The 25,252-nt window shown below is 67.5% G+C and carries 22 protein-coding genes; 8 read left to right on the forward strand and 14 right to left on the reverse strand.

Annotated features, from left to right (window positions below):
• Positions 1-49 precede the first annotated feature (49 nt).
• Positions 50-424, forward strand: coding sequence for a hypothetical protein (locus AC5JCN_RS08130; protein ID WP_495754533.1), 375 nt, complete (start codon positions 50-52; stop codon positions 422-424).
• Positions 425-462: 38 nt separating this feature from the next.
• Here AC5JCN_RS08130 and AC5JCN_RS08135 read toward each other — a convergent pair whose 3' ends face one another.
• Positions 463-1,491: a Tim44 domain-containing protein gene (locus tag AC5JCN_RS08135; RefSeq protein WP_495754534.1), complete on the reverse strand. Its 1,029-nt coding sequence runs from the start codon at positions 1,489-1,491 to the stop codon at positions 463-465.
• A gap of 181 nt (positions 1,492-1,672) precedes the next feature.
• Between AC5JCN_RS08135 and gnd the strand changes: the two genes are divergently transcribed.
• Positions 1,673-2,653, forward strand: a complete 981-nt coding sequence (gnd, locus tag AC5JCN_RS08140) for a phosphogluconate dehydrogenase (NAD(+)-dependent, decarboxylating) (RefSeq protein ID WP_495754535.1) — start codon at positions 1,673-1,675, stop codon at positions 2,651-2,653.
• A gap of 51 nt (positions 2,654-2,704) precedes the next feature.
• Here gnd and gyrA read toward each other — a convergent pair whose 3' ends face one another.
• Positions 2,705-5,476, reverse strand: a complete 2,772-nt coding sequence (gene gyrA, locus AC5JCN_RS08145) for a DNA gyrase subunit A (RefSeq protein ID WP_495754536.1) — start codon at positions 5,474-5,476, stop codon at positions 2,705-2,707.
• Between the two features lie 415 nt (positions 5,477-5,891).
• Positions 5,892-6,407, reverse strand: a complete 516-nt coding sequence (locus tag AC5JCN_RS08150; protein WP_495754537.1) for a single-stranded DNA-binding protein — start codon at positions 6,405-6,407, stop codon at positions 5,892-5,894.
• Positions 6,408-6,702: 295 nt separating this feature from the next.
• Between AC5JCN_RS08150 and uvrA the strand changes: the two genes are divergently transcribed.
• Positions 6,703-9,639 (forward strand): excinuclease ABC subunit UvrA, encoded by a 2,937-nt coding sequence (gene uvrA / locus AC5JCN_RS08155; RefSeq protein WP_495754538.1) that lies wholly within the window; start codon positions 6,703-6,705, stop codon positions 9,637-9,639.
• Between the two features lie 65 nt (positions 9,640-9,704).
• A complete protein-coding gene (locus AC5JCN_RS08160; RefSeq protein ID WP_495754539.1) occupies positions 9,705-10,136 on the forward strand; it encodes a GNAT family N-acetyltransferase in 432 nt (143 codons plus the stop codon).
• A gap of 72 nt (positions 10,137-10,208) precedes the next feature.
• Here AC5JCN_RS08160 and pyrG read toward each other — a convergent pair whose 3' ends face one another.
• The 3 genes from pyrG to tpiA form a co-directional block, all read right to left on the reverse strand.
• Complete coding sequence (gene pyrG, locus AC5JCN_RS08165) at positions 10,209-11,837, reverse strand: CTP synthase (RefSeq protein WP_495754540.1); 1,629 nt, start codon at positions 11,835-11,837, stop codon at positions 10,209-10,211.
• A 131-nt stretch (positions 11,838-11,968) separates the two neighbouring features.
• Entirely contained in the window at positions 11,969-12,448 is a 480-nt protein-coding gene (gene secG / locus AC5JCN_RS08170; RefSeq protein ID WP_495754541.1) for a preprotein translocase subunit SecG, read from the reverse strand.
• 205 nt (positions 12,449-12,653) lie between these two features.
• On the reverse strand, positions 12,654-13,421 hold the full coding sequence (gene tpiA, locus AC5JCN_RS08175) for a triose-phosphate isomerase (protein ID WP_495754542.1): 768 nt from the start codon (positions 13,419-13,421) through the stop codon (positions 12,654-12,656).
• 180 nt (positions 13,422-13,601) lie between these two features.
• On the opposite strand from tpiA, the gene AC5JCN_RS08180 reads away from it, so the two are divergent.
• Both AC5JCN_RS08180 and trpE read left to right on the forward strand, forming a co-directional pair.
• Positions 13,602-15,503, forward strand: a complete 1,902-nt coding sequence (locus tag AC5JCN_RS08180) for a SurA N-terminal domain-containing protein (protein WP_495754543.1) — start codon at positions 13,602-13,604, stop codon at positions 15,501-15,503.
• Between the two features lie 22 nt (positions 15,504-15,525).
• Positions 15,526-17,043, forward strand: coding sequence for an anthranilate synthase component I (gene trpE / locus AC5JCN_RS08185; protein WP_495754544.1), 1,518 nt, complete (start codon positions 15,526-15,528; stop codon positions 17,041-17,043).
• Between the two features lie 71 nt (positions 17,044-17,114).
• On the opposite strand, the gene gatA is transcribed toward trpE, so the two are convergent.
• The 5 genes from gatA to AC5JCN_RS08210 form a co-directional block, all read right to left on the reverse strand.
• A complete protein-coding gene (gatA, locus tag AC5JCN_RS08190; protein WP_495754545.1) occupies positions 17,115-18,593 on the reverse strand; it encodes an Asp-tRNA(Asn)/Glu-tRNA(Gln) amidotransferase subunit GatA in 1,479 nt (492 codons plus the stop codon).
• Positions 18,590-18,877 (reverse strand): Asp-tRNA(Asn)/Glu-tRNA(Gln) amidotransferase subunit GatC, encoded by a 288-nt coding sequence (gatC, locus tag AC5JCN_RS08195; protein ID WP_495754546.1) that lies wholly within the window; start codon positions 18,875-18,877, stop codon positions 18,590-18,592. Before gatC ends, gatA begins: the two co-directional genes overlap by 4 nt.
• Before the next feature lie 218 nt (positions 18,878-19,095).
• Complete coding sequence (locus tag AC5JCN_RS08200; RefSeq protein WP_495754547.1) at positions 19,096-19,776, reverse strand: RelA/SpoT domain-containing protein; 681 nt, start codon at positions 19,774-19,776, stop codon at positions 19,096-19,098.
• Positions 19,769-20,875, reverse strand: a complete 1,107-nt coding sequence (locus AC5JCN_RS08205) for a ParA family protein (protein ID WP_495754947.1) — start codon at positions 20,873-20,875, stop codon at positions 19,769-19,771. Before AC5JCN_RS08205 ends, AC5JCN_RS08200 begins: the two co-directional genes overlap by 8 nt.
• Positions 20,876-21,019: 144 nt before the next feature.
• Positions 21,020-21,718, reverse strand: coding sequence for a metal-dependent hydrolase (locus AC5JCN_RS08210; protein ID WP_495754548.1), 699 nt, complete (start codon positions 21,716-21,718; stop codon positions 21,020-21,022).
• Positions 21,719-21,802: 84 nt separating this feature from the next.
• Between AC5JCN_RS08210 and ruvX the strand changes: the two genes are divergently transcribed.
• Entirely contained in the window at positions 21,803-22,306 is a 504-nt protein-coding gene (gene ruvX, locus AC5JCN_RS08215) for a Holliday junction resolvase RuvX (RefSeq protein ID WP_495754549.1), read from the forward strand.
• Between the two features lie 17 nt (positions 22,307-22,323).
• Here the strand turns inward: ruvX and AC5JCN_RS08220 are convergent, their stop codons facing one another.
• Complete coding sequence (locus tag AC5JCN_RS08220; protein WP_495754550.1) at positions 22,324-22,779, reverse strand: hypothetical protein; 456 nt, start codon at positions 22,777-22,779, stop codon at positions 22,324-22,326.
• Between the two features lie 243 nt (positions 22,780-23,022).
• On the opposite strand from AC5JCN_RS08220, the gene AC5JCN_RS08225 reads away from it, so the two are divergent.
• Entirely contained in the window at positions 23,023-23,295 is a 273-nt protein-coding gene (locus AC5JCN_RS08225) for a hypothetical protein (protein ID WP_495754551.1), read from the forward strand.
• A gap of 2 nt (positions 23,296-23,297) precedes the next feature.
• On the opposite strand, the gene dprA is transcribed toward AC5JCN_RS08225, so the two are convergent.
• Both dprA and plsY read right to left on the reverse strand, forming a co-directional pair.
• A complete protein-coding gene (gene dprA, locus AC5JCN_RS08230; RefSeq protein ID WP_495754552.1) occupies positions 23,298-24,524 on the reverse strand; it encodes a DNA-processing protein DprA in 1,227 nt (408 codons plus the stop codon).
• Between the two features lie 8 nt (positions 24,525-24,532).
• Positions 24,533-25,117: a glycerol-3-phosphate 1-O-acyltransferase PlsY gene (plsY, locus tag AC5JCN_RS08235; protein ID WP_495754553.1), complete on the reverse strand. Its 585-nt coding sequence runs from the start codon at positions 25,115-25,117 to the stop codon at positions 24,533-24,535.
• Between the last annotated feature and the right edge of the window lie 135 nt (positions 25,118-25,252).

The following is a 25,252-nucleotide window of genomic DNA, read 5'->3' on the forward strand; positions in this document are numbered from 1 at the left end:
ACGCAGCTGCGCCCTTGCCAAGCTGAACGGCCAATTCCACCCTGAGGACATGGACCCGTCCTTCGCCGCAGACCGGATCGCCCTGCTCGAGCAGGAGATCGAGACACTCAACGAGGCCGCCGAGCGCTCGCGCCGGATCATCATCCTGTCACGTGGCGCAATGGCGCTGGGTGCTGGCTGGCTGGTCGCGGGAGTGCTGAGCATCCTGCCGCTGGACGCCACGGCGATCGTGTTCTCGTCGGCGGCGCTCATCGGCGGCATCGTGTTCTCGGGATCCAGCGGGAGTTCACTGGAGGAGACGAAGAACCAGATCCGCAAGGCGGAGGAGACGCGCAGCGCCCTCATCGACCAGATCGATCCCGAGGAGATCCCCGCCCAAACAAACGGGGCCGGGAAGGTGATCCCCTTCGCCCGGCCCCGCTAGGTGGTGTGTCGTTACGCGGGCACCCTGCCCGTTAGTCCCTACGCCTGCTGGATCGCCGACAGCATCCAGCGGCCACCGGGCTCGCGGCGGAACGTCCAGATCTCCGTCACTTCTTCCGCCCGGTCAGGGTCACCCTCGACCGTGCGGCCGGTGGCGCGCTCCACCATGGCGTTGACCAGCGAGAAGCGCAGGGCGACCGTGGCGTAGTCGGTCCGCCCCTCGCGCCACGCCTCGGCGAGGTCGCCGCTGACGAGCTTCACGTCGGACACGCGGTCATGCAGGCCGCGTCCGGCATTCTTCGCAAGTTCCTCGGCGAAGTAGCCCGCGATTTCCGGCGTGGCGATGCCACGGAGCGCAGCGAGGTCTTCCCGGTCCCAGGCGTCGTGGACCTGCTTCAGCGTATCCTCGAACGCGGCATAGTCGGCGTCGCCGATGCCGACGGAGTCGCTGCGCTGCGGCGCCGCGGCCTGGCGCGGAGGAACGGCACCAGCGCCCGATGACCTCGCCTGGGCGGGACGCACGTCGATGCCGCTTCCCAGGCCGCTGCCGCCATTCCCGAGACCGCTGCGGCTCATCGGCGCACCGGCTCCCGCGAGAGCGGGCTGCCGTCCGCGCAGGAAGCGCATGGCGAACATGACCAGCATGGCGATCAGGCCGAACTGCAGCAGCAACCCGAACAGCGAGCCGAGCCCGCCAATGCCGCCGAACAGGCCGTGGCCGAACAGCATGCCGAGCAGGCCGGCGCCGAGCAGGCCGCCGACGAAGCCCGTGCCGAAGCCGGGGCGGAAGCCGCCGGGAGCACCGATGCCGGGAGACGGTGCGGTACGCGGCGCGTCGATGCCGGGCGAGCCGGGCTGCGTATAGGATCGCTCGATCGGCGAGGCCGGGCGCGGGGCGGTATAGGTCGAAGGCGGCGCGCTGAACGTCTTGCCGCCGCGGCTGCCAAAACCACCGAAGCCACCGGCGCGACCGGGCCGCGCATCGGCTGCGGCGATCGTCAGGGCCATCGCGGCGAATGCCGCGAGCGCGATGCGTGCCGGTCGGGAAGCCAGGGTGCGAATACTCATCTCTCGTCCTTCTCCGGGGTCGAGCCCCGAACGTCCGGGATATGGGGACGGTTGCCGGGAGTTTCAAAGTCGCTGACGCTTCCTTCAACAGCACGGCGCCGCGTCACCTTGATTTCACTTGCGCAAGAGGCCTGTTCTGCTTCCCCATGCCGCCCGGACAAGCAGACTGACGAGGTCGACGATGCGCATCGGGATGATCGGGCTGGGCCGCATGGGCGGCAACATCGTGCGAAGGCTCATGCGCGCCGGCATAGGCTGCGCCGTCTACGACCGCGACCCCGCGCCGGGCCAGGATCTGGCGAAGGACGGAGCCGTGCCGGCCGGGGACCTTCGCGCCCTGGTCGCCTCGCTCGACGCACCCCGCACGCTGTGGGTGATGTTGCCGGCCGGGGCCATCACGGAGGCCACCGTCACGGAACTGGCCACGCTGCTCTCGCCCGGCGATACGATCATCGATGGCGGCAACACGTTCTGGAAGGACGACATTCGCCGCGCTCGCGAGCTGAAGGCGAAAGACCTTCACTACGTCGATGTCGGCACGAGTGGGGGCGTCTGGGGACTCGAACGCGGCTATTGCCTGATGATCGGCGGCGAAACCGAAATCGTGCAGCGCCTGGATCCCGTCTGGAAGGCGCTGGCGCCGGGCCGCGGCACGATCCCGGAGACGGCAGGGCGCGACGGCCACGACCACCGCGCCGAGTTCGGCTACATCCATGCCGGCCGGGTCGGCGCCGGGCATTTCGTCAAGATGGTCCACAACGGCATCGAGTACGGGATGATGCAGGCCTTCGCCGAGGGTTTCGACATCATGCGGCACGCCAACTCCGAGGTTCTGCCGGAGGACGAGCGGCTCGACCTCGACCTCCCCGACATCGCCGAGGTATGGCGGCGCGGCAGCGTCGTCTCGTCCTGGCTGCTCGACCTCACCGCCGCGGCGCTGGCGACCGACCCGGCGCTCGAAGGGTTTTCAGGACATGTCGAGGATTCCGGCGAGGGACGGTGGACCATCCAGGCTGCCGTCGCCGAGGCGGTACCCGCCCATGTGCTGACGGCGGCGCTCTACACGCGCTTCCGTTCGCGCGAAACGGAAAGCTTTGCCGAGAAGATGCTGTCCGCGATGCGAAAAGGCTTTGGCGGGCACGTCGAGAAGCCAGCGAAGTAGCCGCCGGACCCGCACCCCCTGGCGGGCACGGGCCGGCACCGGTCCCGGCTCCTACGCCTCAGGCGCGGGAGCCTCGTCCTCGCCGGCCTCACCCTCGATTTCGCCATTCTCCTCGCCCTCGTCGGGGATGTGCTCGACGGAGACGACTTCCTCGTCGTCGGACGTGTTAAAGACGATGACGCCCTGCGTGCCGCGACCGGCTACGCGGATGCCGCGGACCGGGCAGCGGATGAGCTGGCCGCCATTGGTGACCAGCATGATCTGGTCCGTGTCCTCGACCGGGAAGGAGGCGACGAGCGGCCCGTTGCGGTCGTTGACCACCATGGCGACGATGCCCTTGCCGCCGCGGCCGGTGACGCGGATCTCGTAGGCGGAGGTCCGCTTGCCGTAGCCGTTGCGCGACAGCGTGAGGACGACCTGCTCCTTCGAGGAGAGCTCGACATAGCGCTCCTGGCTGAGTACCGACTCGGTGGCCGTCGTCTCCTCGGCGTCGGTGACGCTGTCGTCGCCGCCAGTCGCCTCGCCGGTCACGGCCCGGCGCATCTTGAGATAGGCGGCGCGCTCGTCGGCGCTCGCCTCGACATGCCGCAGGATGGCGAGCGAGATGATCGTGTCGCCCCCGGCCAGCGTGATGCCGCGAACGCCCGTCGAATCGCGGCCCTTGAAGACCCGCACGTCGGTGATGCAGAAGCGGATGCACTGGCCCTGGGCCGTGGTCAGCAGGACGTCGTCGTTCTCGGTGCAGATGGCCACGTCGACAATGGCGTCGCCCTCGTCGAGCTTCATGGCGATCTTGCCGTTGCGGTTCACCTGCACGAAGTCGGACAGCTTGTTGCGCCTGACGCCGCCGGAGGCGGTGGCGAACATCACGTCCAGCGTATCCCAGTCCTCCTCGTTCTCGGGCAGCGGCATGATGGTGGTGATGCGCTCGCCCTCCTGTAGGGGGAGCATGTTGACGAGCGCCTTGCCGCGCGCCTGCGGCGCCGCCAGCGGCAGCCGCCACACCTTTTCCTTGTAGACCTGTCCGCGTGAGGAGAAGAACAGCACGGGGGTGTGCGTGTTCGCGACAAACAGCCTCGCGACGAAATCCTCGTCGCGCGTCTGCATGCCCGAACGGCCCTTGCCGCCGCGCTTTTGGGCCCGGTAGGTCGAAAGCGGCACGCGCTTGATGTAGCCGGCGTGCGAGACCGTCACGACCATGTCCTCGCGCTGGATGAGATCCTCATCCTCGAGGTCGGCGTCGGACTCGGTGATCTCCGAGCGGCGCGGCGTGGCGAAGGAGGCCTTCACCGCGGCGAGTTCGTCGCGGATGATGGCCATGATGCGCTCGCGCGAGCGCAGGATGTCGAGGTAGTCGGCGATCTCCGCCGCGATCTTCTCGAGTTCCTCGGCAATTTCCTCCCGGCCGAGCGCGGTAAGGCGCTGCAGGCGGAGATCGAGGATGGCGCGGGCCTGGGCCTCCGAGAGCCGGTAGGTCATCGCCTCCGACACACGGTGCCTCGGATCGTCGATGAGGACGATCAGCGGTGCGACGTCCGCGGCCGGCCAGTCGCGCGCCATCAAGGCCTCGCGGGCCGTATTCGGGTCCGGCGAGGTGCGGATGAGGTGGATGACCTCGTCGATGTTGGCGACGGCGATGGCAAGGCCGACGAGGACGTGTGCACGCTCGCGCGCCTTCGACAGCAGGAACCGCGTGCGCCGGCTGACGACGACCTCGCGGAAGTCGATGAAGGCCGAGATCAGGTCCTTCAGGTTCATCGTCTCCGGCTTGCCGCCGTTGAGCGCGACGATGTTGGCGCCGAAGCTCGACTGCAGCGCCGTGAAGCGCCAGAGCTGGTTCAGGACGACGTCGGGGACCGCATCGCGCTTGATCTCGATGACGATGCGCATGCCGTCGCGGTCGGACTCGTCGCGCAGGTCGGAAATACCCTCGACACGCTTCTCGCGAACCAGCTCGGCGATCTTCTCGACGAGCGTGGCCTTGTTCACCTGGAACGGGATCTCGGTGACGATGATCGCCTCGCGATCCTTGCGGATCGGCTCGATCGCGGTCTTCGCCCGGACGATGATGGAGCCGCGCCCGGTCGCGTAGGCCTGCCGGATACCGGCCCGCCCGAGGATGATGCCGCCGGTCGGGAAATCGGGACCGGGAATGTACTCCGTGAGCCCCTCGATCGAAATGTCGGGATCCGCGATGTAGGCGAGGCAGCCGTCGATGACCTCGCCGAGATTGTGCGGCGGAACGTTGGTCGCCATGCCCACGGCAATGCCGCCTGCGCCGTTCACCAGCAGGTTGGGAAAGCGCGCCGGCAGGACCGTCGGCTCCTGCTCCGAGCCGTCGTAGTTGGGCTGGAAGTCGACCGTATCCTTGTCGAGATCCTCCAGCAGCGACATGGCCGGGCGCGCCAGGCGCACCTCGGTGTAGCGCATCGCCGCCGCGGGATCGCCGTCTACCGAGCCGAAGTTACCCTGGCCGTCGGCCAGCGGCAGGCGCATCGAAAAGTTCTGCGCCATGCGCACGAGGGCGTCGTAGATCGACTGGTCGCCGTGCGGATGGTACTTACCGATGACGTCGCCGACGACGCGGGCCGACTTGCGATACGGCCTGTCGGGAAAGTACCCGTTCTCGTTCATCGAGTAGAGGATGCGCCGGTGGACGGGCTTGAGCCCGTCTCGCGCGTCCGGAAGCGCGCGGCTCACGATGACGCTCATCGCGTAATCGAGATAGCTGCGCTTCATCTCGTCGGTGATCGAGACCGGACGAATGTCCTGGCCCTCGCCGCCGGGACCTCCGGCAGGGTTCTGCTTGTCGTCGTCTGCCAATATCTTTGCCTGGCTGGTAAAATGCGCTGCCGAACTTCTAGTCGATTCCGGTGAGTGAAGCCAACGGAATCGGGCTGTTCAGGGCAGTGAATTCACAAGTGAAATCAGAATGTTGCCAGTCGCTGACCGAACGTGTGTCGAAAACACGGCGGCGGAGCCGCCCGGGAAGCCGGGCCAACGGGCAGGTTGGCCAATTGCGGAGAGAAAAACGACCGACACAAGACGCATGCGCCGCGTCTCGCGCGCAGCTGAATCATGGGTGCGCGCCGAAGCATGACTGCGGCGCGGCCAGGCGCCACGTCCTGCACGCTCTCTCAGCGGCGTCCGCCCCCTACGCTCTTCGTGCCACTCTCCGCTCGAGCATGACGAAGGCTCTGGAAGGCGCCCGCCGCTGTGCGACGGGCACGTTCCCCGATCAGAACGGGATGTCGTCGTCCAGGTCGGCCGCGCCACCGCGGCCACCGCCGCCGCCCGCGGGAGCCGGGCGGCGCTCCATGGGCGAGGAGCGGCCGAAATCGCCGCCGCGCGACGCCCCGCCACCATAGTCGTCTTCCATGGCGGGAGCGCTGCCGCCCTGCCCGCGCGAGTCCAGCAGCGTCATCTCACCCCGGAAGCGCTGCAGCACCACTTCGGTCGAGTAGCGCTCCTGGCCGCTCTGGTCCTGCCATTTGCGCGTCTGCAACTGGCCCTCGATGTAAACCTTCGAGCCCTTCTTGAGGTACTGCTCGGCCACGCGGGCAAGGTTCTCGTTGAAGATGACGACGGTGTGCCACTCGGTGCGCTCCTTGCGCTCCCCGCTGGCCTTGTCGCGCCAGGTCTCCGTCGTGGCGAGGCGGAGATTAACGACCGGCTCGCCGCTGCCGAGGCGGCGCACCTCGGGATCGCGCCCGAGATTGCCGACGAGGATGACCTTGTTCACGCTGCCCGACATGGCGGAGCACTCCTGGATCTGTCTCACCCGACCTTAACGCCTGACGTCGCCGAAGGCGCCCACACCGGCCACCCCATGCCGGTTATCCACATGCCCAGCCCCGGCCAGAGGACAAGCAGCGGCATATGTTCCTGTTGTGTTCTTATCAGCAGCAGTCTATGCCTGCAAGCGGCGCTGACCCCTGTCGCTTACCCGGCCAGCGCACTATTTTGCTGCTGAAACCCGATCCGCTCGAAGTCAGCGGGGCCTTGACGGTCCCGACGGGTCGCTTGTTTTCCGGGGCGAGAGCGAAACCATGGCCGATATCGACGACCTCTTCGACCGCGCGCGTGGCGCGGGAGCCTTCGCGCCCGACCAGCGGACGATCTCGATCCGCGGCGCGCGCGAGCACAACCTGAAGAACGTCGACCTCGTGATCCCGCGCGACAAGCTTGTGGTTTTCACCGGACTGTCCGGTTCCGGCAAGTCCTCGCTCGCCTTCGACACGATCTATGCCGAGGGCCAGCGCCGCTATGTCGAGAGCCTCTCGGCCTATGCGCGGCAGTTCCTCGAGATGATGCAGAAGCCGGACGTCGACCAGATCGACGGCCTGTCGCCCGCCATCTCGATCGAGCAGAAGACGACGTCGAAGAATCCCCGGTCGACGGTGGGTACCGTCACCGAGATCTACGACTACATGCGCCTGCTCTGGGCCCGCGTCGGCATCCCATACTCGCCCGCCACCGGACTGCCGATCGAGAGTCAGACCGTCTCGCAGATGGTCGACCGGGTGCTGGCCTTGCCGGAGAAGACGCGCCTGTTCCTGCTCGCCCCGGTGGTGCGCGGGCGCAAGGGAGAGTACCGCAAGGAGCTCGCGGACTTCCAGAAGCGCGGCTTCCAGCGCGTCAAGGTGGACGGCGCGTTCTACGAGATCGCCGAGGCCCCGGCGCTCGACAAGAAGCTCAAGCACGACATCGACGTCGTGGTGGATCGGCTGGTCGTGCGTGCGGACATCGGCTCGCGCCTCGCCGAGAGCTTCGAGACGGCGCTGGAGCTTGCCGACGGCATCGCCGTGATGGAGTTCGCGGACGAGAAGGACGAGGCCGGCGAGCCCCGCCGCATCGTCTTCTCGCAGAAGTTCGCGTGTCCCGTCTCCGGCTTCACCATTCCCGAGGTGGAGCCGAGGCTCTTCTCCTTCAACAACCCTTTCGGCGCCTGCCCCAAATGCGACGGGCTCGGCCACGAGATGGCGATCGACCCCATGCTGGTCGTGCCGGACGAGAACCTCACCTTGCGTGGCGGAGCCATCGCACCCTGGGCACGCTCGACCTCGCCCTATTACGGCCAGACGCTCGCGGCGCTGGGCGCCCATTTCGGCTTCAAGCTGACGCAGAAATGGAAGGAGCTTCCGGCGAAGGCGAAGGACGTGATCCTGTACGGGACTGGCGAGGAGAAGGTGCGCTTCTCCTATGACGACGGCCTGCGCGCCTATGAGGTCAACAAGCCCTTCGAGGGCGTGGTCCGCAATCTCGAACGGCGCTGGAAGGAAACCGAGAGCGACTGGGCCCGCGAGGAGATCGGCCGGTTCATGGGCGAGACGCCCTGTGGCGAGTGCAACGGCTTCCGCCTGAAGCCCGAGGCGCTGGCGGTGAAGATCGACGCTCATCACATCGCTCAGGTGTCGAAGTTCTCCGTCCGCGACGCCCATTCCTGGTTCGGGAGCCTGCACGAGCGGCTGAACGCCAAGCAGAACGAGATCGCGGGGCGCATCCTCAAGGAGATCCGTGAGCGGCTCTCCTTCCTGCTCGACGTCGGCCTCGATTACCTGACGCTGGCCCGCAACTCCGGCTCGCTCTCCGGCGGCGAAAGCCAGCGCATCCGGCTCGCCTCGCAGATCGGCTCCGGCCTCACCGGCGTGCTGTACGTTCTCGACGAGCCCTCCATCGGCCTGCACCAGCGCGACAATGAGCGGCTGCTGGGCACGCTGAAGCGGCTGCGCGACATCGGCAACAGCGTCATCGTGGTCGAGCACGACGAGGACGCCATCCTCCAGGCCGACCACGTCGTCGACGTCGGACCCGGCGCGGGCATCCATGGCGGCGAGATCGTGTCGCAGGGCACACCCGAGCAGATCCTGGCCGACAAGGCCTCGCTCACCGGCCGCTACCTGAAAGGCGAGCTGACCGTGCCCGTCCCGCCCAAGCGCAGGCGGCCGCAGAAGGGCCGGGTGCTGCGCATCGGCGGCGCGCGCGGCAACAACCTCAAGAACGTCAAGGCCGAGATCCCGCTGGGGACCTTTACCTGCGTGACCGGCGTGTCAGGCGGCGGCAAATCGACCCTCGTCATCGACACGCTCTACAAGGCCGTCGCGCGGCGCCTGAACGGCGCGCTGGAGCACCCTGCCCCGTTCGACACGATCGAGGGGCTGGAGCACCTCGACAAGGTCATCGACATCGACCAGTCGCCGATCGGCCGCACGCCGCGGTCCAATCCCGCCACCTATACGGGCGCCTTCACGCCCATCCGGGAGTGGTTTGCCGCCCTGCCGGAGGCGAAGGCCCGCGGCTACATGCCGGGTCGGTTCTCGTTCAACGTCAAGGGCGGACGCTGCGAGGCCTGCCAGGGCGACGGCGTCATCAAGATCGAGATGCACTTCCTGCCCGACGTCTACGTCACCTGCGACGTCTGCAAGGGCAAGCGTTACGACCGCGAGACGCTGGAGGTGAAGTACAAGGAGAGGTCCATCGCCGACGTTCTCGACATGACGGTCGAGGAGGCCGGCGAGCTCTTCAAGGCGGTGCCGTCGATCCGCGAGAAGATGGAGACGCTGGCCCGGGTGGGGCTCGACTACATCAAGGTGGGACAGCAGGCGACGACGCTGTCGGGCGGCGAGGCCCAGCGCGTGAAGCTCTCCAAGGAGCTGTCGCGCCGCTCGACCGGGCGAACGCTGTACATCCTCGACGAGCCGACGACCGGCCTGCACTTCCACGACGTCGCCAAGCTGCTCGAGGTGCTGCACGAGTTGGTCGAGCAGGGCAATACCGTGGTCGTGATCGAGCACAACCTCGAGGTCGTGAAAACGGCCGACTGGGTTCTCGACCTCGGCCCCGAGGGCGGCGACGGCGGCGGCACCATCGTCGCGTCCGGCACGCCGGAGGACATCGTGAAGGCTCCGGCGAGCCATACGGGCCGGTTCCTGAAGGAGGTTCTCGCCAGGCGGCCGCTGAAGGCGAGGACGCAGGCAGCGGAGTAACGTTCGGGAACGATCCCGCTTCGCCATCCCGGGAACATCGCTGCTTCGCGCGACGTTGCTGACCCATGGGACAGCACGCATTCAGACAGGCCTTCCGGCTCACGCAGGAGATGGTCCAGGACTGGTCCGGCGAGGTCGCCCGGCACCACGGGCTGCAGGAGTTCAGGGTCTTCCTGACCCCGACAGACGATCTGCGCCTCGCCTTGATCGTCGTTCCCGAGCAGGCGCGTTGCGCCGGGATCGGGTCGGCTGCGCTGGGCGACCTCTGCGATCTCGCCGATTCCTGGGGCCGCCGGGTCGTCCTGTCGCCCGCCGAGTCCGGCGGCGCCTACGGCACCACCTCCCGCGAGCGCCTGGAGCGCTTCTATTCGCGCTTCGGGTTCAGGGAAGCCGACGACGATGCCCGGGACGCGACGATGCCGGACGCCATGGTGCGTGCGCCGCGCAGAGCGGCCGTCGCCCGCCCTGAAGGCCGCCGAGCGGACGCGAAACCGTGAGGGTCCAGGCGCCGAGTCCCCTTCCCGGCCCTTCGGGCCGCCGGGGACGACAAGGCGCTGAAAGCGGACCGGCTAGACCAGCCGGCTCTGCACGACAGCCGCGCTGATGAAGCTCGAGAAGAGCGGGTGCGGCTCGAAGGGGCGCGACTTCAGCTCGGGGTGGTACTGCACGCCGATGAACCACGGATGGTCGGGGAACTCGACGGTCTCGGGCAGCAGCCCGTCCGGCGACACGCCGGCGAAGCGCATGCCCCTCGCCTCCAGCGCCTCGCGGTAACCCATGTTGACTTCGTACCGGTGGCGGTGGCGTTCGCTGATTTGGGTGTCGCCGTAGATCTGCGCGATGCGACTGCCCTCGGCCAGCTGGGCCTTGTACGCGCCGAGCCGCATCGTTCCGCCGAGGTCGCCCTCGGCATGGCGCTGCTCCAGCTCATTGCCGCGCATCCACTCCGTCATCAGGCCGACGACGGGCTCGGTGCAGGGACCGAACTCCGTGGAGTTGGCCGCCGCGATGCCGGCAAGCGAGCGCGCCGCCTCGATGACGGCCATCTGCATGCCGAAGCAGATGCCGAGATAGGGCACCCGGCGCTCGCGCGCGAAGCGTGCTGCCTGGATCTTGCCTTCCGCCCCGCGATGGCCGAAGCCGCCGGGCACGAGGATGCCGTTGACGTGCTCCAGGAAGGGCGCCGGGTCCTCGCTCTCGAAGACTTCGGACTCGATCCAGTCCAGGTTCACCTTCACCCGGTTGGCGATGCCGCCATGCGCCAGCGCCTCGATCAGCGACTTGTAGGCGTCCTTCATCCCGGTGTACTTGCCGACTACCGCGATGGTGACCTCGCCCTCGGGGTTGGCGATGCGCTCGGTCACGCCTTCCCAGCGCGCCAGGTTCGGCTTGGGCGCCGGCTCGATCCCGAAGGCCGCAAGCACCTCGCGGTCGAGGCCCGCCTCGTGGTAGGCGGCGGGAACGGCATAGATCGAGGAGACGTCGCGGGCCTCGATGACGGCGCTCTCGCGAACGTTGCAGAACAGCGCCATCTTGCGCCGTTCGTCGCGCGGGATCTCCCGGTCGGTGCGGCAGAGCAGGATGTCGGGCTGAATGCCGATGGAGCGAAGCTCCTTCACCGAGTGCTGCGTCGGCTTGGTCTTCAGCTCGCCGGCCGAGGGAATGTAGGGCAGCAGGGTGAGGTGGACGTAGACGGCGTGGCCGCGGGGCAGGTCGTTGCCGAGCTGGCGGATGGCTTCGAAGAACGGCAGGCCCTCGATATCGCCGACCGTGCCGCCGATCTCGACCAGCACGAAATCGACGTCGTCATTCCCCGTCAGCACAAATTCCTTGATGGCATTCGTGACGTGCGGGATCACCTGCACGGTGCCGCCGAGATAGTCGCCCCGGCGCTCCTTGGCGATGATGTCCTGGTAGATGCGGCCGGTCGTGATGTTGTCGGCCTTCGAGGCAGGTCGGCCGGTGAAGCGCTCGTAATGCCCGAGGTCGAGGTCGGTCTCTGCCCCGTCGTCGGTGACGAACACCTCGCCGTGCTGGTACGGGCTCATCGTGCCCGGGTCGACGTTGAGATAGGGATCGAGCTTCCGCAGCCGGACCGAATAGCCCCTGGCCTGCAGGAGCGCGCCGAGGGCGGCGGAGGCGAGTCCCTTGCCAAGCGAAGAGACCACGCCGCCGGTGATGAAGACGTACCGTGCCATGGGGAGTCTCGTCTAAGCCCTGCGTTTCGATTCGGTGAGTCCGGGGTGCCGGCATGCCCCGATTTCCACAGCCGCCGGCTCCCCTCCCTGCGGCATAAAGAGAGAGGGCCGGTCGCCCGGCCCTCTGGTCGTCATTGCTGCGTTGCCGGAGCGGCCGGAGCCGCAGGTGCCGGCTCGGCGGGTGCGGCAGGTGCCGGAGCGGCAGAGGCCGGAACGTCAGGTGCGGGAGCCGCGGGCGCCGAAGTGGATGGAGCCGGCTGGCCCTGGTTTTCCAGCTGGCGCAACTGGTCGAGCACGCCGCCCGACCCGGCAGGCGCCTGGGCCGGCGCGGGAGCCCCGGCCGCCGGTGCGTTCTGGTCCAGGATGGAGCGCGGTGCGCCGCGGTGCCCCGCCAGAATGGCAAGGACGAGGCTGGTGGCGAAGAACGCCGCGGCCAGGATCGCCGTCGCCCGGGTCAGGGCATTGGCCTGGCCACGCCCGGTCAGGAAGCCCGACACGCCGCCGCCGCCCGAAAGGCCGCTGAGTGCGCCGCCCTCTGACCGCTGCAGGAGGATGACGCCCACCAGCGCGATCACGATGAGCAGGTGGACGACGATGATGACCTGTTGCATGCCCGTCCGTGTCCAAGCGAAAAAGCCGGGCGCGGATCGCTCCCGTCGGGAGCCGGCCGCCCCGGCCGAATGTCTGCGGCGGCGTTTAGCACTTCGCCACCCGCATGGGAAGATGGGGATCGGCGCGGATGGGGCAAGGCGGCGGAACGCGGTTCTTCAGACCCGCTGTCCTGAATGCGCGTCAGAAGACGCGCGCTCCATTGGCCTAAGCGTAGGCCGCGGCGATCCCCAGAAAGTCGGCCGCCTTGAGGCTGGCGCCGCCGACGAGGGCTCCGTCGACGTCCTCGACGGCCATCAGCTCCTTCGCGTTGGAGGGCTTCACCGAGCCGCCATAGAGGATGCGGACCCCGGGTGCCGCGTCCCGGCCGACCAGCTTGCGCAGTTCGGCGCGGATGGCCTTGTGCACCTCGGCCACGTCGGCCGGCGTGGGAGTCAGGCCGGTGCCGATGGCCCAAACGGGCTCGTAGGCGACCACAACTGTCGCGCCGTCGGCGCCGTCGGGCAGCGAGCCGCGCAGCTGGCGGCGGACGACGGACAGCGTCTTCCCCGCCTCGCGCTCCGCCTGTGTCTCGCCCACGCACACGATGGCGCCCAGCCCCGCCCGCAGGGCGGCCTCCGCCTTCGCCTTGACGACGGCGTCGGTCTCCTTGTGGTCCGTGCGGCGCTCGGAGTGGCCGACGATGACATAGGCCGCTCCTGCGTCGGCCAGCATCTCGGCGGCGACGTCACCCGTGTGGGCACCGCTTGCCTTGGCGTGGCAGTCCTGACCGCCGACGCCGATCCGCGTGCCGACTGCAGCCCGCGCGACCTCGCCGAGGAGCGTCGCGGGCGGGCAGACAACCAGTTCCACCTTCCGGCCGAGGGCCGGCTTGTAGCCCGCCGCCATGGCGGAAAGCTCGGACAGCGCCGCGCGGGTTCCGTTCATCTTCCAGTTGCCGGCCACCAGGGGCCGCGGGCGCGCGTTGGATGTCATCTCACTCCCCAGACTTTATCGTCGCCGCATAGCAGAAGCGCTTCCGCCCCGAAAGGGCCGCGAAAAGCTGCGAGCGCGCGTTGCCGGGGCGGGAACGCATCGATAGGATGCGCCGCTTTTCGGCCGGGCCCCTTTCTGCCCGCAGCCGCGCTTGAACGAGACAGGATCGGAACGCGTCCCATGATGAACGGTATCCGCAAGGCGGGGCAGAGTTGGCTCGGCCGTATCGTCGTTGCCATTCTCTTCGGGTTCCTGATCCTCAGCTTCGCGATCTGGGGCATCGGCGACATGCTGCGGAACGCCGGCCATGTGAACGTCGCCAAGGTCGGCTCCAGGGACATCACGGTGCAGGCTTACCGGGACGCCTACCAGGCCGAGCTGCAGACCCTGTCGCGCCGGATCCGCCGCAACATCACCACCGACGAGGCGCGTGCCGCCGGCCTCGACAGGCAGGTGCTGAACCGCATGATCTCCGAGCTGGCGCTCGACCAGCGCGCCGCCTCGCTCGGGCTCGACATCTCGGAGAAGTCTCTGGCCCAGGCCATCTTCAGCGATCCCGCCTTCAAGAACGCGGCCGGCCAGTTCGACCGCAACCTCTTCAACGAGACGCTGCGCAACAACGGCTTTACCGAGCAGGGCTTCCTGAAGACGCAGCACAATGTGTACCTGCGCCAGCAGCTCGCCGAGACCGTCGGCGGCATCATGCCCTCCCCCGCCGTGCTCCGCGATGCCGCCTGGCGGTTCCGCAGCGAGGTGCGCAACGCAGACTACATCGTCCTGGGCGCGGCGGCGGCGGGCGAGATCGCGGATCCCGACGAGGCGACGCTGCAGAAGTTCTTCGACGATCGGAAGGCCGAGTTCCGGGCGCCGGAATACCGCAAGGCGGTGCTCCTGCGCCTGTCCCCTGCCGATGCCGCCAAACCGGGCGACGTGCCGGAGGCGGAAGCCCAGGCCTTCTACGACGCCAACAAGCAGCGCTTCGGCCAGCCCGAGCGGCGCTCCGTCCAGCAGATCGTGTTTCCAACCAAGGAAGAGGCGCAGGCTGCCTCCGACAGGATCAAGAGCGGCACGGGCTTCGACGCGATCGCGCAGGAGCGCAAGCTGGAGGCGAAGGACTTCGATCTCGGTGTCGTCACGAAGGACGGGATCATCGATCCCAAAGTCGCCGAAACCGCCTTCGCCATGGCGCAGCCCGGCGTGAGCGACCCCGTGGAAGGCCGCTTCGGCACCGTTCTGGTTCGCGTCGACCGGATCGAGCCGGAGCACGTGAAGACCTTCGCCGAGGTGCAGGACGCCATCCGCGCAGAGATCGCGACGCGCAAGGCCAAGGACGCGGTGCAGGACATTCACGACGCCATCGAGGACCAGCGCGCGTCGGCCAAGCCGCTCGCCGAGATCGCCAAGGAGCGCAACCTGCCGCTGGTGACCATCGACTCGGTGGACCGCGCCGGCCTCGACAAGTCCGGCAAGCCCGTCGACATCCCCGACCGCGAGGCGGTGCTGAAGGCGATCCTCGGGTCCGACATGGGTGTCGACAACGAGGCGGTGGCCCTGAAGGACGGCGGCTGGGTGTGGTTCGACGTCACCGGCATCGAGCCGCCGCGCGAACGCACGCTGGCCGAGGTGCGCGGCGACGTCCTGCGGCAGTGGAAGGAGGACGCCATCGCCGGCAAGGTCGCCGACAAGGCGGCCCAGCTGATCAAGGACATGCAGGGCGGCAAGACGCTGGAGGCCGTGGCGCAGGAGCTGAGCGTCGAGGTGAAGAAGGCGCAGGGGGTGCGCAGGCAGGGCGCCGACGCGGGCCTGCCGGCGACGGCCGTGTCGCAGGTGTTCGGCACGCCGGTCGGCGGCTTCGCCTCGGCCATCGGCGCGACCCCGCAGGAGCGCATCCTGCTGCGCGTGACCTCGGCCGAGGTGCCGGCGCTCGTCTCCTCGACGCAGGAGGCCACGCAGCTCGACGACCAGATCCGCGTTGCGCTGGGCGACGACGTGCTCAGCGCCTACGTGGCCAAGGTGCAGAATGAGCTCGGCGTCAGCATCAACGAGGCGGCGCTGAGACAGGCCGTCGGCGGCGGGGCCTGAGCCCCCGCCGGAAAGGACCGCGATGACCGCCACGGCAGACTTCGCCGCCTTCGAGGCCGACTATGCGCGGGGCCGCCCCTTCCTCCTGCGCACGGCCCTCGTCGGCGATCTCGAGACCCCCGTTTCCGCCTTCATGAAGCTGTCGGCTGGCGAAAGCGGGCCGGCCTTCCTGCTGGAATCCGTCGAGGGCGGCGCGGTGCGCGGGCGCTACTCGATGATCGGCCTGGCGCCCGACCTCGTCTGGCGCTGCCGCGGGCATGTGTCGGAGATCAACCGGGTCGCCCTCGTCGAGCCCGACGCCTTCGAGCTGTGCACCGAGGATCCGCTCGACGCGCTGCGCAGCCTGCTCGAGGAGAGCGCGATCGACTTCGCCGACGACTTCCCGCCCATGGCGGCCGGCGTGTTCGGCTATCTCGGCTACGACATGGTCCGCCACATGGAGCGGCTGCCCGAGCCGAACCCGGACGCGCTGGGGCTGCCGGACGCGGTGCTCGTGCGCCCGACGCTGATGGTCGTCTTCGACGCGGTGAAGGACGAGATCACCGTCGTCACACCGGTGAGGCCGCGGGAGACCATCCCGGCGAAGGCCGCCTGGGAGGCCGCGTGGGAGCGGATCGAGGCCGCAGTCCTGCGGCTGGAGGACCCGCTGCCCAAGGCCCCTCCCCCGGCGACCGAAGCGCTGACCGGGCCCAGCGTCTCCAACACCACTCCCGCCGAGTTCGAGGCGATGGTGGCGCGGGCGAAGGAGTACATCGTCGCCGGGGACATTTTCCAGGCGGTGCTGTCGCAGCGCTTCGAGGCGGAATTCGACCTGCCCGCCTTCGCGCTCTACCGGGCGCTGCGGCGCGTCAACCCGGCGCCCTTCCTCTGCTATCTCGACTTCGGCGGCTTCCAGGTCGTCTGCTCCTCCCCCGAGATCCTGGTGCGGGTGCGCAGCGGCAAGGTCACCATCCGCCCGATCGCGGGCACGCGGCCGCGCGGCGACACGGCGCAGCGTGACGCGGCGATGGCCGACGAGCTGCTGGCCGACGAGAAGGAGCGCGCCGAGCACCTCATGCTGCTCGACCTCGGCCGCAACGATGTCGGCCGCGTCGCGCGCACCGGCACGGTGACGGTGACCGACAGCTTCTTCGTCGAGCGCTACAGCCAGGTGATGCACATCGTCTCGAACGTGGAGGGCGACCTCGACCCCGCCCACGACGCGCTCGACGCGCTGGTCGCCGGGTTTCCCGCCGGCACCGTCTCCGGTGCCCCGAAGGTGCGGGCGATGGAGATCATCGACGAGTTGGAAAAGGAAAAGCGCGGCCTCTATGCCGGCTGCATCGGCTATTTCGGCGCCAATGGCGAGATGGACACCTGCATCGTCCTGCGCACCGCGGTGGTCAAGGACGGCCGCATGTACGTGCAGGCAGGCGCCGGGATCGTCTACGATTCCAACCCGGCCAGCGAGCAGCAGGAGTGCGTGAACAAGGCCAAGGCCCTGTTCCGCGCGGCCGAGGAAGCGGTGCGCTTCGCCAGCGCCTCCAGGAGAGGCCAGTAAGGCCGGAGCGCGGGTCTTCAGACCCGCTTGTCTTTAGCCAAAGGCGCGTCTGAAGACGCGCGGTCCGGGCCTCACCACCAGGCTTTGGGAAGCTCCACTCGGCCGGCCGCCTGCTCGATGACCTCGCCCAGCGAGAACAGCGTCTCCTCGTCGAAGGCGCGACCGATGAGCTGCAGGCCCATGGGCAGGCCTTCCGAGGACGAGCCGGCGGGCACGGCGATGCCGGGAAGGCCCGCCATGTTCACCGTCACGGTGAAGACGTCGTTGAGGTACATCTCTACCGGGTCCGCGCCGCCCTTCTCGCCCACGCCGAAGGCGGCGGAGGGCGTGGCGGGGGTGAGGATGGCGCTGACGCCGGAGGCGTAGACCTCCTCGAAGTCGCGCTTGATCAGCGTGCGGATCTTCTGCGCGCGAACATAATAGGCGTCGTAGTAGCCCGCCGAGAGCACGTAGGTGCCGATCATGACGCGCCTGCGCACCTCGGCGCCGAAGCCGGCGGCGCGCGTCTTCTCGTACATCTCGACGATGTCCTTGCCCGGCACGCGCAGGCCGTAGCGCACGCCGTCGTAGCGGGCGAGGTTCGACGAGGCTTCCGCCGGAGCGACGATGTAGTAGGCCGGCAGCGCGTACTTGGTGTGCGGCAGCGACACCTCGACGATCTCGGCGCCGGCCGCGCGCAGCCAGGCGGCGCCCTTCTCCCACAGCGCCTCGATCTCGGCGGGCATGCCGGCGAGCCGGTATTCCTTCGGGATGCCGATCTTCATGCCCTTCACGGAGCGGCCGACAGCGGCCTCGTAGTCCGGCACCGGCAGGTCGGCGGAGGTGGTGTCCTTGGGGTCGTGCCCCGCCATGGAGCGCAGCAGGATGGCGTTGTCGCGCACCGTGCGGGCGATGGGGCCCGCCTGGTCGAGCGAGGACGCGAAGGCGACGATGCCCCAGCGCGAGCAGCGGCCATAGGTCGGCTTGATCCCCACCGTGCCGGTGAAGGCCGCGGGCTGGCGGATGGAGCCGCCCGTGTCGGTCGCCGTCGCGCCCAGGCACAGCCGCGCCGCCACGGCGGCGGCCGACCCGCCGGAGGAGCCGCCCGGCACCAGCGGCGTGTTGGAGCCCTCCCGCCGCCAGGGCGAGGTGACCGGCCCGAAGGCCGACGTCTCGTTGGACGAGCCCATGGCGAACTCGTCATTGTTGAGCTTGCCCAGCATCACCGCCCCGTCGCGCCACAGCTGCGACGTGACGGTCGACTCGTATTGCGGCACGAAGCTCTCGAGGATCTTGGAGCCCGCGGTCGTGCGCACGCCCTTGGTGGCGTAGAGGTCCTTGATGCCGAGCGCGAGGCCCTCCAGCGGGCCGGCCTCGCCGCGGGCGCGCCGCTCGTCGGAAGCCTTCGCCATGGCCAGCGCCTGCTCGGGCGTCTCCAGCACATAGGCGTTGAGGCTGCGCGCCGCCTCGATCGCGTCGAGGAAGGCGCGCGTCAGCTCGGCCGAGGAGGCGTCCTTGCGGGCCAGCGCATCGCGCGCCTCGGCGAGGGTGAGATCGGTGAGACCGGTCATTCGACGACCTTGGGAACGAGGAAGAAATGGTCCTCGGTGGCGGGCGCGTTGCCCGTGATCACGTCGGGGTAGCCGCCGTCCGTCACCTCGTCCACGCGCTTCTTCATGGCCATGGGGGTGACCGAGGTCATCGGCTCCACGCCCTCCACGTCCACCTCGTTCAGCTGCTCGACGAAGGCGAGGATGGCGTTCAGCTCGTTCTGCAGATGCGGCACCTCGTCCTCCGTCACCGCGATGCGGGCGAGACGGGCGATACGGCGGACGGTCGCCTGGTCGACGGACATGCGGACCTCGCGGAAGGATGGCGCCGGCCCCAAGCGCGACCGGCCGCGGCGCTATAGCACCGGGGTGAATGGCGGGGCAATGGTGGGGCGGAGGGAAGAGACAATGGCACCGACTGAGGACTGATTGCAAAAGCTTAGGACGCAGGAACTCACGCTCAATCTATCGCAAGCTCCGGCGGCTCTGGCTTCACCTAGAAGTAGTAGTCGGCCCCAACCGTCTAACTCTCTACCTGCGCAGGCAAACTACCGTAAATGGATTCGACCAACTTTGTCCCTGCGCCAACTAGTTTCGCCAGAACTTTTAGCTGCTCACGACAGGGAACACTTTCGGTGGCGATCGGGTAATTTAAGTCGTGATCCACTTCTCCCCAAATCTCCTCAAAAAGACTTCTTATCTGTATCTCACAAGTCACCGAAGTATCGGAGTTCGGCTTTACCAGGTAATGTAAGCTCGTATAAAAGCTTTCCTTGATATTTGTCTGAAGTCCCATTTCCTCAAAATAAGCTTTGTACTCTGGGTCCCATGTATATGCTTTTGGCGCTTCGGCGAGTGCCCAATAATTATTTTCCACATGGCCCATAATGGCTCTATGAAGAACGCGGGAATCCGACAGCTTCAAATGCAGCACACGGACACCGCAAAAGTCCGTGATGCGGAGAAAGAGATTCTCTGCCGTAATTGGATTGTCAGGAGCGCTCTTCCGTCTGATTTTGCTGCGAAGATGTTCAGAGTCCTTCTCTCTGAATTTTACAGAGTGAACTGTAAAGCGCCTTCGTTCATCAAAAAGTCTTTCGTTATCGGCTTTGAAGAAATCGATAACATTGTTCATAAAGCCTGAGTACCCCTTCCGTGCTTTTCTATAACACTGAAGGAGCGATTCAATCTCTTCGTCAGTCATATTTGCTCACCCGCCGAAGAACATCTTCCGCAAATCGCACGTAGCTTTCGCGAGTGCCCTCATAGGCAGCACGATTGACGCGCATTGTATTTCGGTCCTGCTGATCTAAATCTGGATGATCAGGTAACTTCCAGATCGGCGCATGGTATTTCTGCGAAACGTTTGGCAATGTATTGTGGGAGTGCATCACCGCAGTTCCACCAATCGGTTCGTCCAACTCCTCACTGGTGAGCTCAAGTCGAATCTGCTCAGGGATAGACTGCTTGATCGTTGCCGGAATTTCCTTTGCAAAAATATAGTGTCCGCCCGCAAGGTCCCATCGATTTAGGGGAGGGACTTGCCGATAAGGGCGAGCGTTATAAATTGTATAGCCCAAAAATTGGACGAAGCGTTCTGGGAAAAGTTGGCGACGTGAGGCCGATTGAAGGCTCGTGATTGTATCAAACTCAGTTTTCCATCTGCGAAGCGCATTACCAATGTTCTTTATGCCGTAAAGAGAGAATTTGTCTGGTAAACACGGAATTATGAACCCATCTGCCATAGACAGAATCACTCTGTTCAACATGCCTAAGCTCGGAGATGTATCGTAAATGATGAAATCGTAGCCAAATTCTTCGGCATAACGCCTTGCAACAGTACGTACTTGAGTAATAGTTCGGACGGCGAGAGGGTCACCTTTATAGCTATTCGCCCATCGTTCACCTACTTTGTCTTCATAGGAGTGAAGCGTCAATCTACCTGGAAGTATCCATATGTTAGTCCCAATTTGTACCGGAGGCGGTGTTTCCTCAAAGTCAGTTTGTCCATCCTCCGCGGACTTCAACATGAAATGGATAGACCGTGTCTGCCCAAGCATTCTCGTACGCTCAGCCAAATCGCGCGACTCGAACACTCCGAAGTCATCCATAAACGATTCTTCGGCATCCCAGACCCGAAATAGTTTACTATCATTTATCGCAAGAATTGTGAGATTACACTGAGGGTCAAGGTCGACCACCAAAACCTTCTTTCCCAATTCGGCAAGCGCGTGGGCTAGATGAAAACTCAGCGTAGTCTTGCCAACGCCGCCCTTATTATTGAAGACTGAGATAGCAAACATACGAGCCACCAGACTGCCTGCGAATCGTTGAACAACAATGCATTATACTAAAAATACAGCGCTCCCTACGGGCCCCACCCGATAGCGCCGTGGGTTTCACGCTGCAGAAGGTAGTTGAAGCGAAGGTGCTTGTGTGCTTCGCCCTCACACCGCCACCCGCTCCCCCTTCTTCGCCACCACCACCTTCGTCGGGCTGCCCTTCATCGCTTCCACGAACGCGTCGGCGTTCGAGGCGATCAGGGGGAAGGTGGCGTAGTGGCAGGGGATGACGGTGTCGAAGTGGAAGAAGCGCCGGCAGGCGAGCGCGGCGACTTCGGCGCCCATGGTGAAGCGGTCGCCGATGGGGACGAGGCCGACCTTGGGCTGGTGGATCTCGTCGATCAGTGCCATGTCGCCGAAGATGTCGGTGTCGCCCATGTGGTAGACGACGGGCTCGCCCGCGGCCTTGACGATGAGGCCGTTGGCGCTGCCGAGCGGGAAGCCGACATCGGCCTCCACCATGCCGGCCGAATGGTCGGCCCGTACCATGCTGACGCGGAAGCCGCCGGCATCCACCGTGCCGCCGGTATTCATGGGCTCGAAGTTCTGCAGGCCCTGCTTGGCCAGCCACATCAGCAGGTCGTAGTTGCTGACCACCTTGGCGCCGGTGTCCCTGGCGATGGCCAGCGTGTCGCCGACATGGTCGCCATGGCCGTGGGTGAGGAGGATGTGCGTCACCCCCTCCGCCGCCGCGCGGTGCTCGCTGTCGAAGGCGGGGTTGCCGGTGAAGAAGGGATCGATGAGGACGTGGTGGGGGCCGAAGTCGAGCCGGAAGGCGGAGTGGCCGAACCAGGTGATCTGCATGCGTTCCTCCCACGGTTGCGCAGCCGATCATAGGGCGGCGCGCGCCGGTGGGAAGAGTGCCGGCATCCGTGCTAGAGCCCTCCCATGATGCTCTCCGACGATGATTTCGCGCCCTATGTCGCCCTGCCCCGCGGGGCGCGGCTGATCGGCATCGACCTCGGCACCAAAACCATCGGCCTCGCCCTGTCGGACGTGGAGCAGCGCATCGCCACGCCGCTGGAAACGATCCGCCGCACCAAGTTCAGGGCGGATGCCGCCGCCATGCTGAAGCTCGCCGAGAAGCACGGCGTCGTCGCCTGGGTGATGGGCCTGCCGCTCAACATGGACGGCAGCGAGGGCCCGCGCGTGCAGAGCGTACGCGCCTTCGTCCGCAACCTCGCGGGGCTGGACGCACGGCCGTTGGCCTACTGGGACGAGCGGCTGTCCACGGCAGCCGTCACCCGCACGCTGATCGACGCCGACGCCTCCCGCGCCCGGCGCGGCGAACTCGTCGACAAGCTGGCCGCCGCCTACATCCTGCAGGGCTTCCTCGACAGGATGGGCGCCCTGCGCCGCCGCCGGGCGGAGCAGGAGACGGGCCAAGCCTAGCAGGACACGGGCGAAGCCTAGAAGGAGCGCGTCGGCCCGCGCCGCGGCGGGAAGCCGAACTCGCTCATCGCACCCGCATTCTCCTCGCGCCAGCGGCGCGGCCGGGGCTCCGGCGGCAGCGGCGTGAAGTCGTCGCCATAGGCCGGCTCCTCCCAGGCCCCGCCATAGACCGGCGGCAAGGGCTGCGGCGTATAGTCGCGCTCAAGCTGGTAGAACGCCGCCATGCGGACGGGCGGCCGCGCCGTCTTCGCCTGCGCGCGGCGGTGCTGGGCGCAGAGCGCCACGCCCACCCCCGCCCCCATCACGGCGGAGACGCCGAGCACGGCGGCCGTTCCACGCGACACGGCGGTCAGTGCCGTCTCGGGGTCCGGGCGCGCCGGAGCGGCAATTCCCGGCGTGGACGCCAGCAGCGCGACGCCGGCTGCACCGGCGGCGGACAAGATCGCCCGGCATGGGTCGAGGAAGCGGAGCATGAATCTCCTCCTGCGGTTCGAATGTGCCGCAGTCAGGGTCGGCCCCCGGCAGTGAACCCCCGCTGAACACGCCGTTCAGGCAACAGGGCGAGCCCGGAACGACATCGGACAAAATACAACCTGAGGAAAAGCAAGCCAAACTGTACAGGCCACGATTGAGGTGGCATGCTTTCTTCCGTCCGGCGAATCATTGCAGGCCGGCACGAAGTTATTTCGATCACGTCTTCGTTTCGGGAGCCCATGATGCCCGCACCCAGCCCTCTGGCCGCCCTGTCCCACGATCCCAGTGTCCAGCCTTTGCGAGATCCCCTGCCGCGTATCCTCGCGGGCGGCGTGCCGAGCCCCAGCGATCCGCAGGGCATCGAGGAAATGTCCCGCTACATCGCCCAGATGTCTGGCGAACTCGCCGCCATGGCGCGCGCCACCAAGCTCGAGCTCCTCGCCTATTTCCTGGAGATGGCGCGCATCGAGGCAACGACCCGCAGCCGCAGGTCGGCCGAGACGGAGCGCGCCTGAGCCTACGCCCCCGGCTCGCGCCGGGAGACGAGCCCGCCCTCGTGGCGCTCGATCTGCCCGGCCGCCTGCAGGTCGTAAAGGGCGAGGTGTACCTCCTGCACGGGCAGGCGGGCCGCCCGCACGAGATCGTCGACAGAGACCGGCGCTGCGCCCAGCAGCGCCAGGATCTGGCCTTCGCCGGCCAGTGCCGGCTCGGGGGCCTGCTCGCCCCAGCCGTCCGTTTCCGGCGGTGCCTGGGGCGGCGCGGAAGCTCCATCGCCCAGGAAGTCCGTCTCCTCCCACAGCGGCTCGTCCCGCCCGGGGTCGTCGCGCATGGCGCCGGGCACCGGCGGGTCGCGACCGACGAGCGGCGCCAGCGCCTCGACCACGTCGTCGGCCGACCGTACCAGCGTCGCGCCTTCCCGGATGAGGGCGTTGGTGCCGTCGGAGCGCGGATCGAGCGGCGAGCCCGGCACGCAGAGCAGCTCGCGCCCGAGCTCGCCGGTGAAGCGCGCCGTGATCAGCGATCCGGAACGCCGGGCTGCCTCCACGAGAACCGTCCCCAGCGCCGCGCCGGCGACGATGCGGTTGCGGCGGGGAAAATCCCGGCCGCGAGGCTCCCAGCCCATCGGCATCTCGGTGAGCACCGCCCCGCGCTCGAGAATGCGCTCCAGCAGCCCGGCATGCTCGGGCGGGTAGAGCCTGTCGTGGCCGCCGGCCAGAACCGCCACCGTGCCCGTCGGCAGCGCCGCCTCGTGCGCCTGTGCGTCGATGCCCCGGGCGAGGCCTGACACCACCACGAATCCCGCCTCGGCCGCCCCCCTCGTGATCCGCTCGGCCAGCCGCAGGCCGGCGCCGGAGGCGTTGCGCGATCCCACCACCGCCACCATCGGCCTGGCGCACACGTCCGGCACCCCCCGCACCATCAGGAGCGGCGGAGCAGTGTCCGTGACGGCGAGGGCGGGCGGATAGCCCGGCTCTCCGGCCGCGACGATGCGGACCTCCATCCGCGCGGCGGCGTCCATCTCGCGCCTCGCGTCGTCCACCGAGCAGATTTTGACGCGGGCGCCGCGCTTACGGGCCAGGTCGGGCAGGCCCTCCAGCGCCGCGGCGGCGCCGCCGAAATGATTGACCAGGGAGCGGAAGGTGCGCGGGCCCACGCCCTCGCTGCGGATCAGGCGCAGCCAGTCCAGCCGCTGCGCGTCGGTGAGGCGCGGACCCTTTCCGTCTGTCCCCGCCGCGCCCGCCATGCCCGCCCTCAGCCCTTGGCGCCGATGCGGGTCTCTCGACCCTCGCGCAGCCGTCTGATGTTCTCGGCGTGCTTCCACCACAGGATCGCCGCCAGCACGGCGAAGACCGCCGCGGCGCGCGGCTGGCCCAGCGCCAGCAGGGCTAGCGGCGAGGCCGCGCTGGCCGCCAGCGCCGAGACCGAGGAGTAGCGCAGCGCGAAGGCGAGCCCCAGCCACACCAGCGCGAACACGATCGCCGCGGGCCACGCCACCGCAATCAGCGTGCCGAGGAACGTCGCCACGCCCTTGCCACCCTTGAAGCCCAGCCACACCGGCGCGACATGGCCGACGAAGGCCCCGAGCGCCGCCGCGAGGCCGGCGTCGTCCCCCCAGAGATACCGGGCGATCAGGACCGCGGCAGTGCCCTTCAGCGCGTCGCCGAGAAGGGTCGCGGCGGCGAGACCCTTGCGGCCGGTGCGCAGCACGTTGGTGGCGCCGATATTGCCGGACCCGATGGTGCGGATGTCCTGCGTCCCCGCGAGCCGGGTGATGATCAGCCCGAACGGAATGGACCCGAGGAGATAGCCGAGAACGAGGGAAAGGATCAGCGGCACGTGGAGCTCCTGCTGGCCAGCGTGGCGAGGGCGCGCGGCGCCGTCAATGGAACCGCTGCGTTTTCAGGTCTTGCGAGTGGTTCAGGCAAGATGCAACCGGCTGCCGGATACCCGCCCGCGCGGGCCGGCTCGGCG

This window comes from Alsobacter sp. (genome assembly GCF_059501845.1).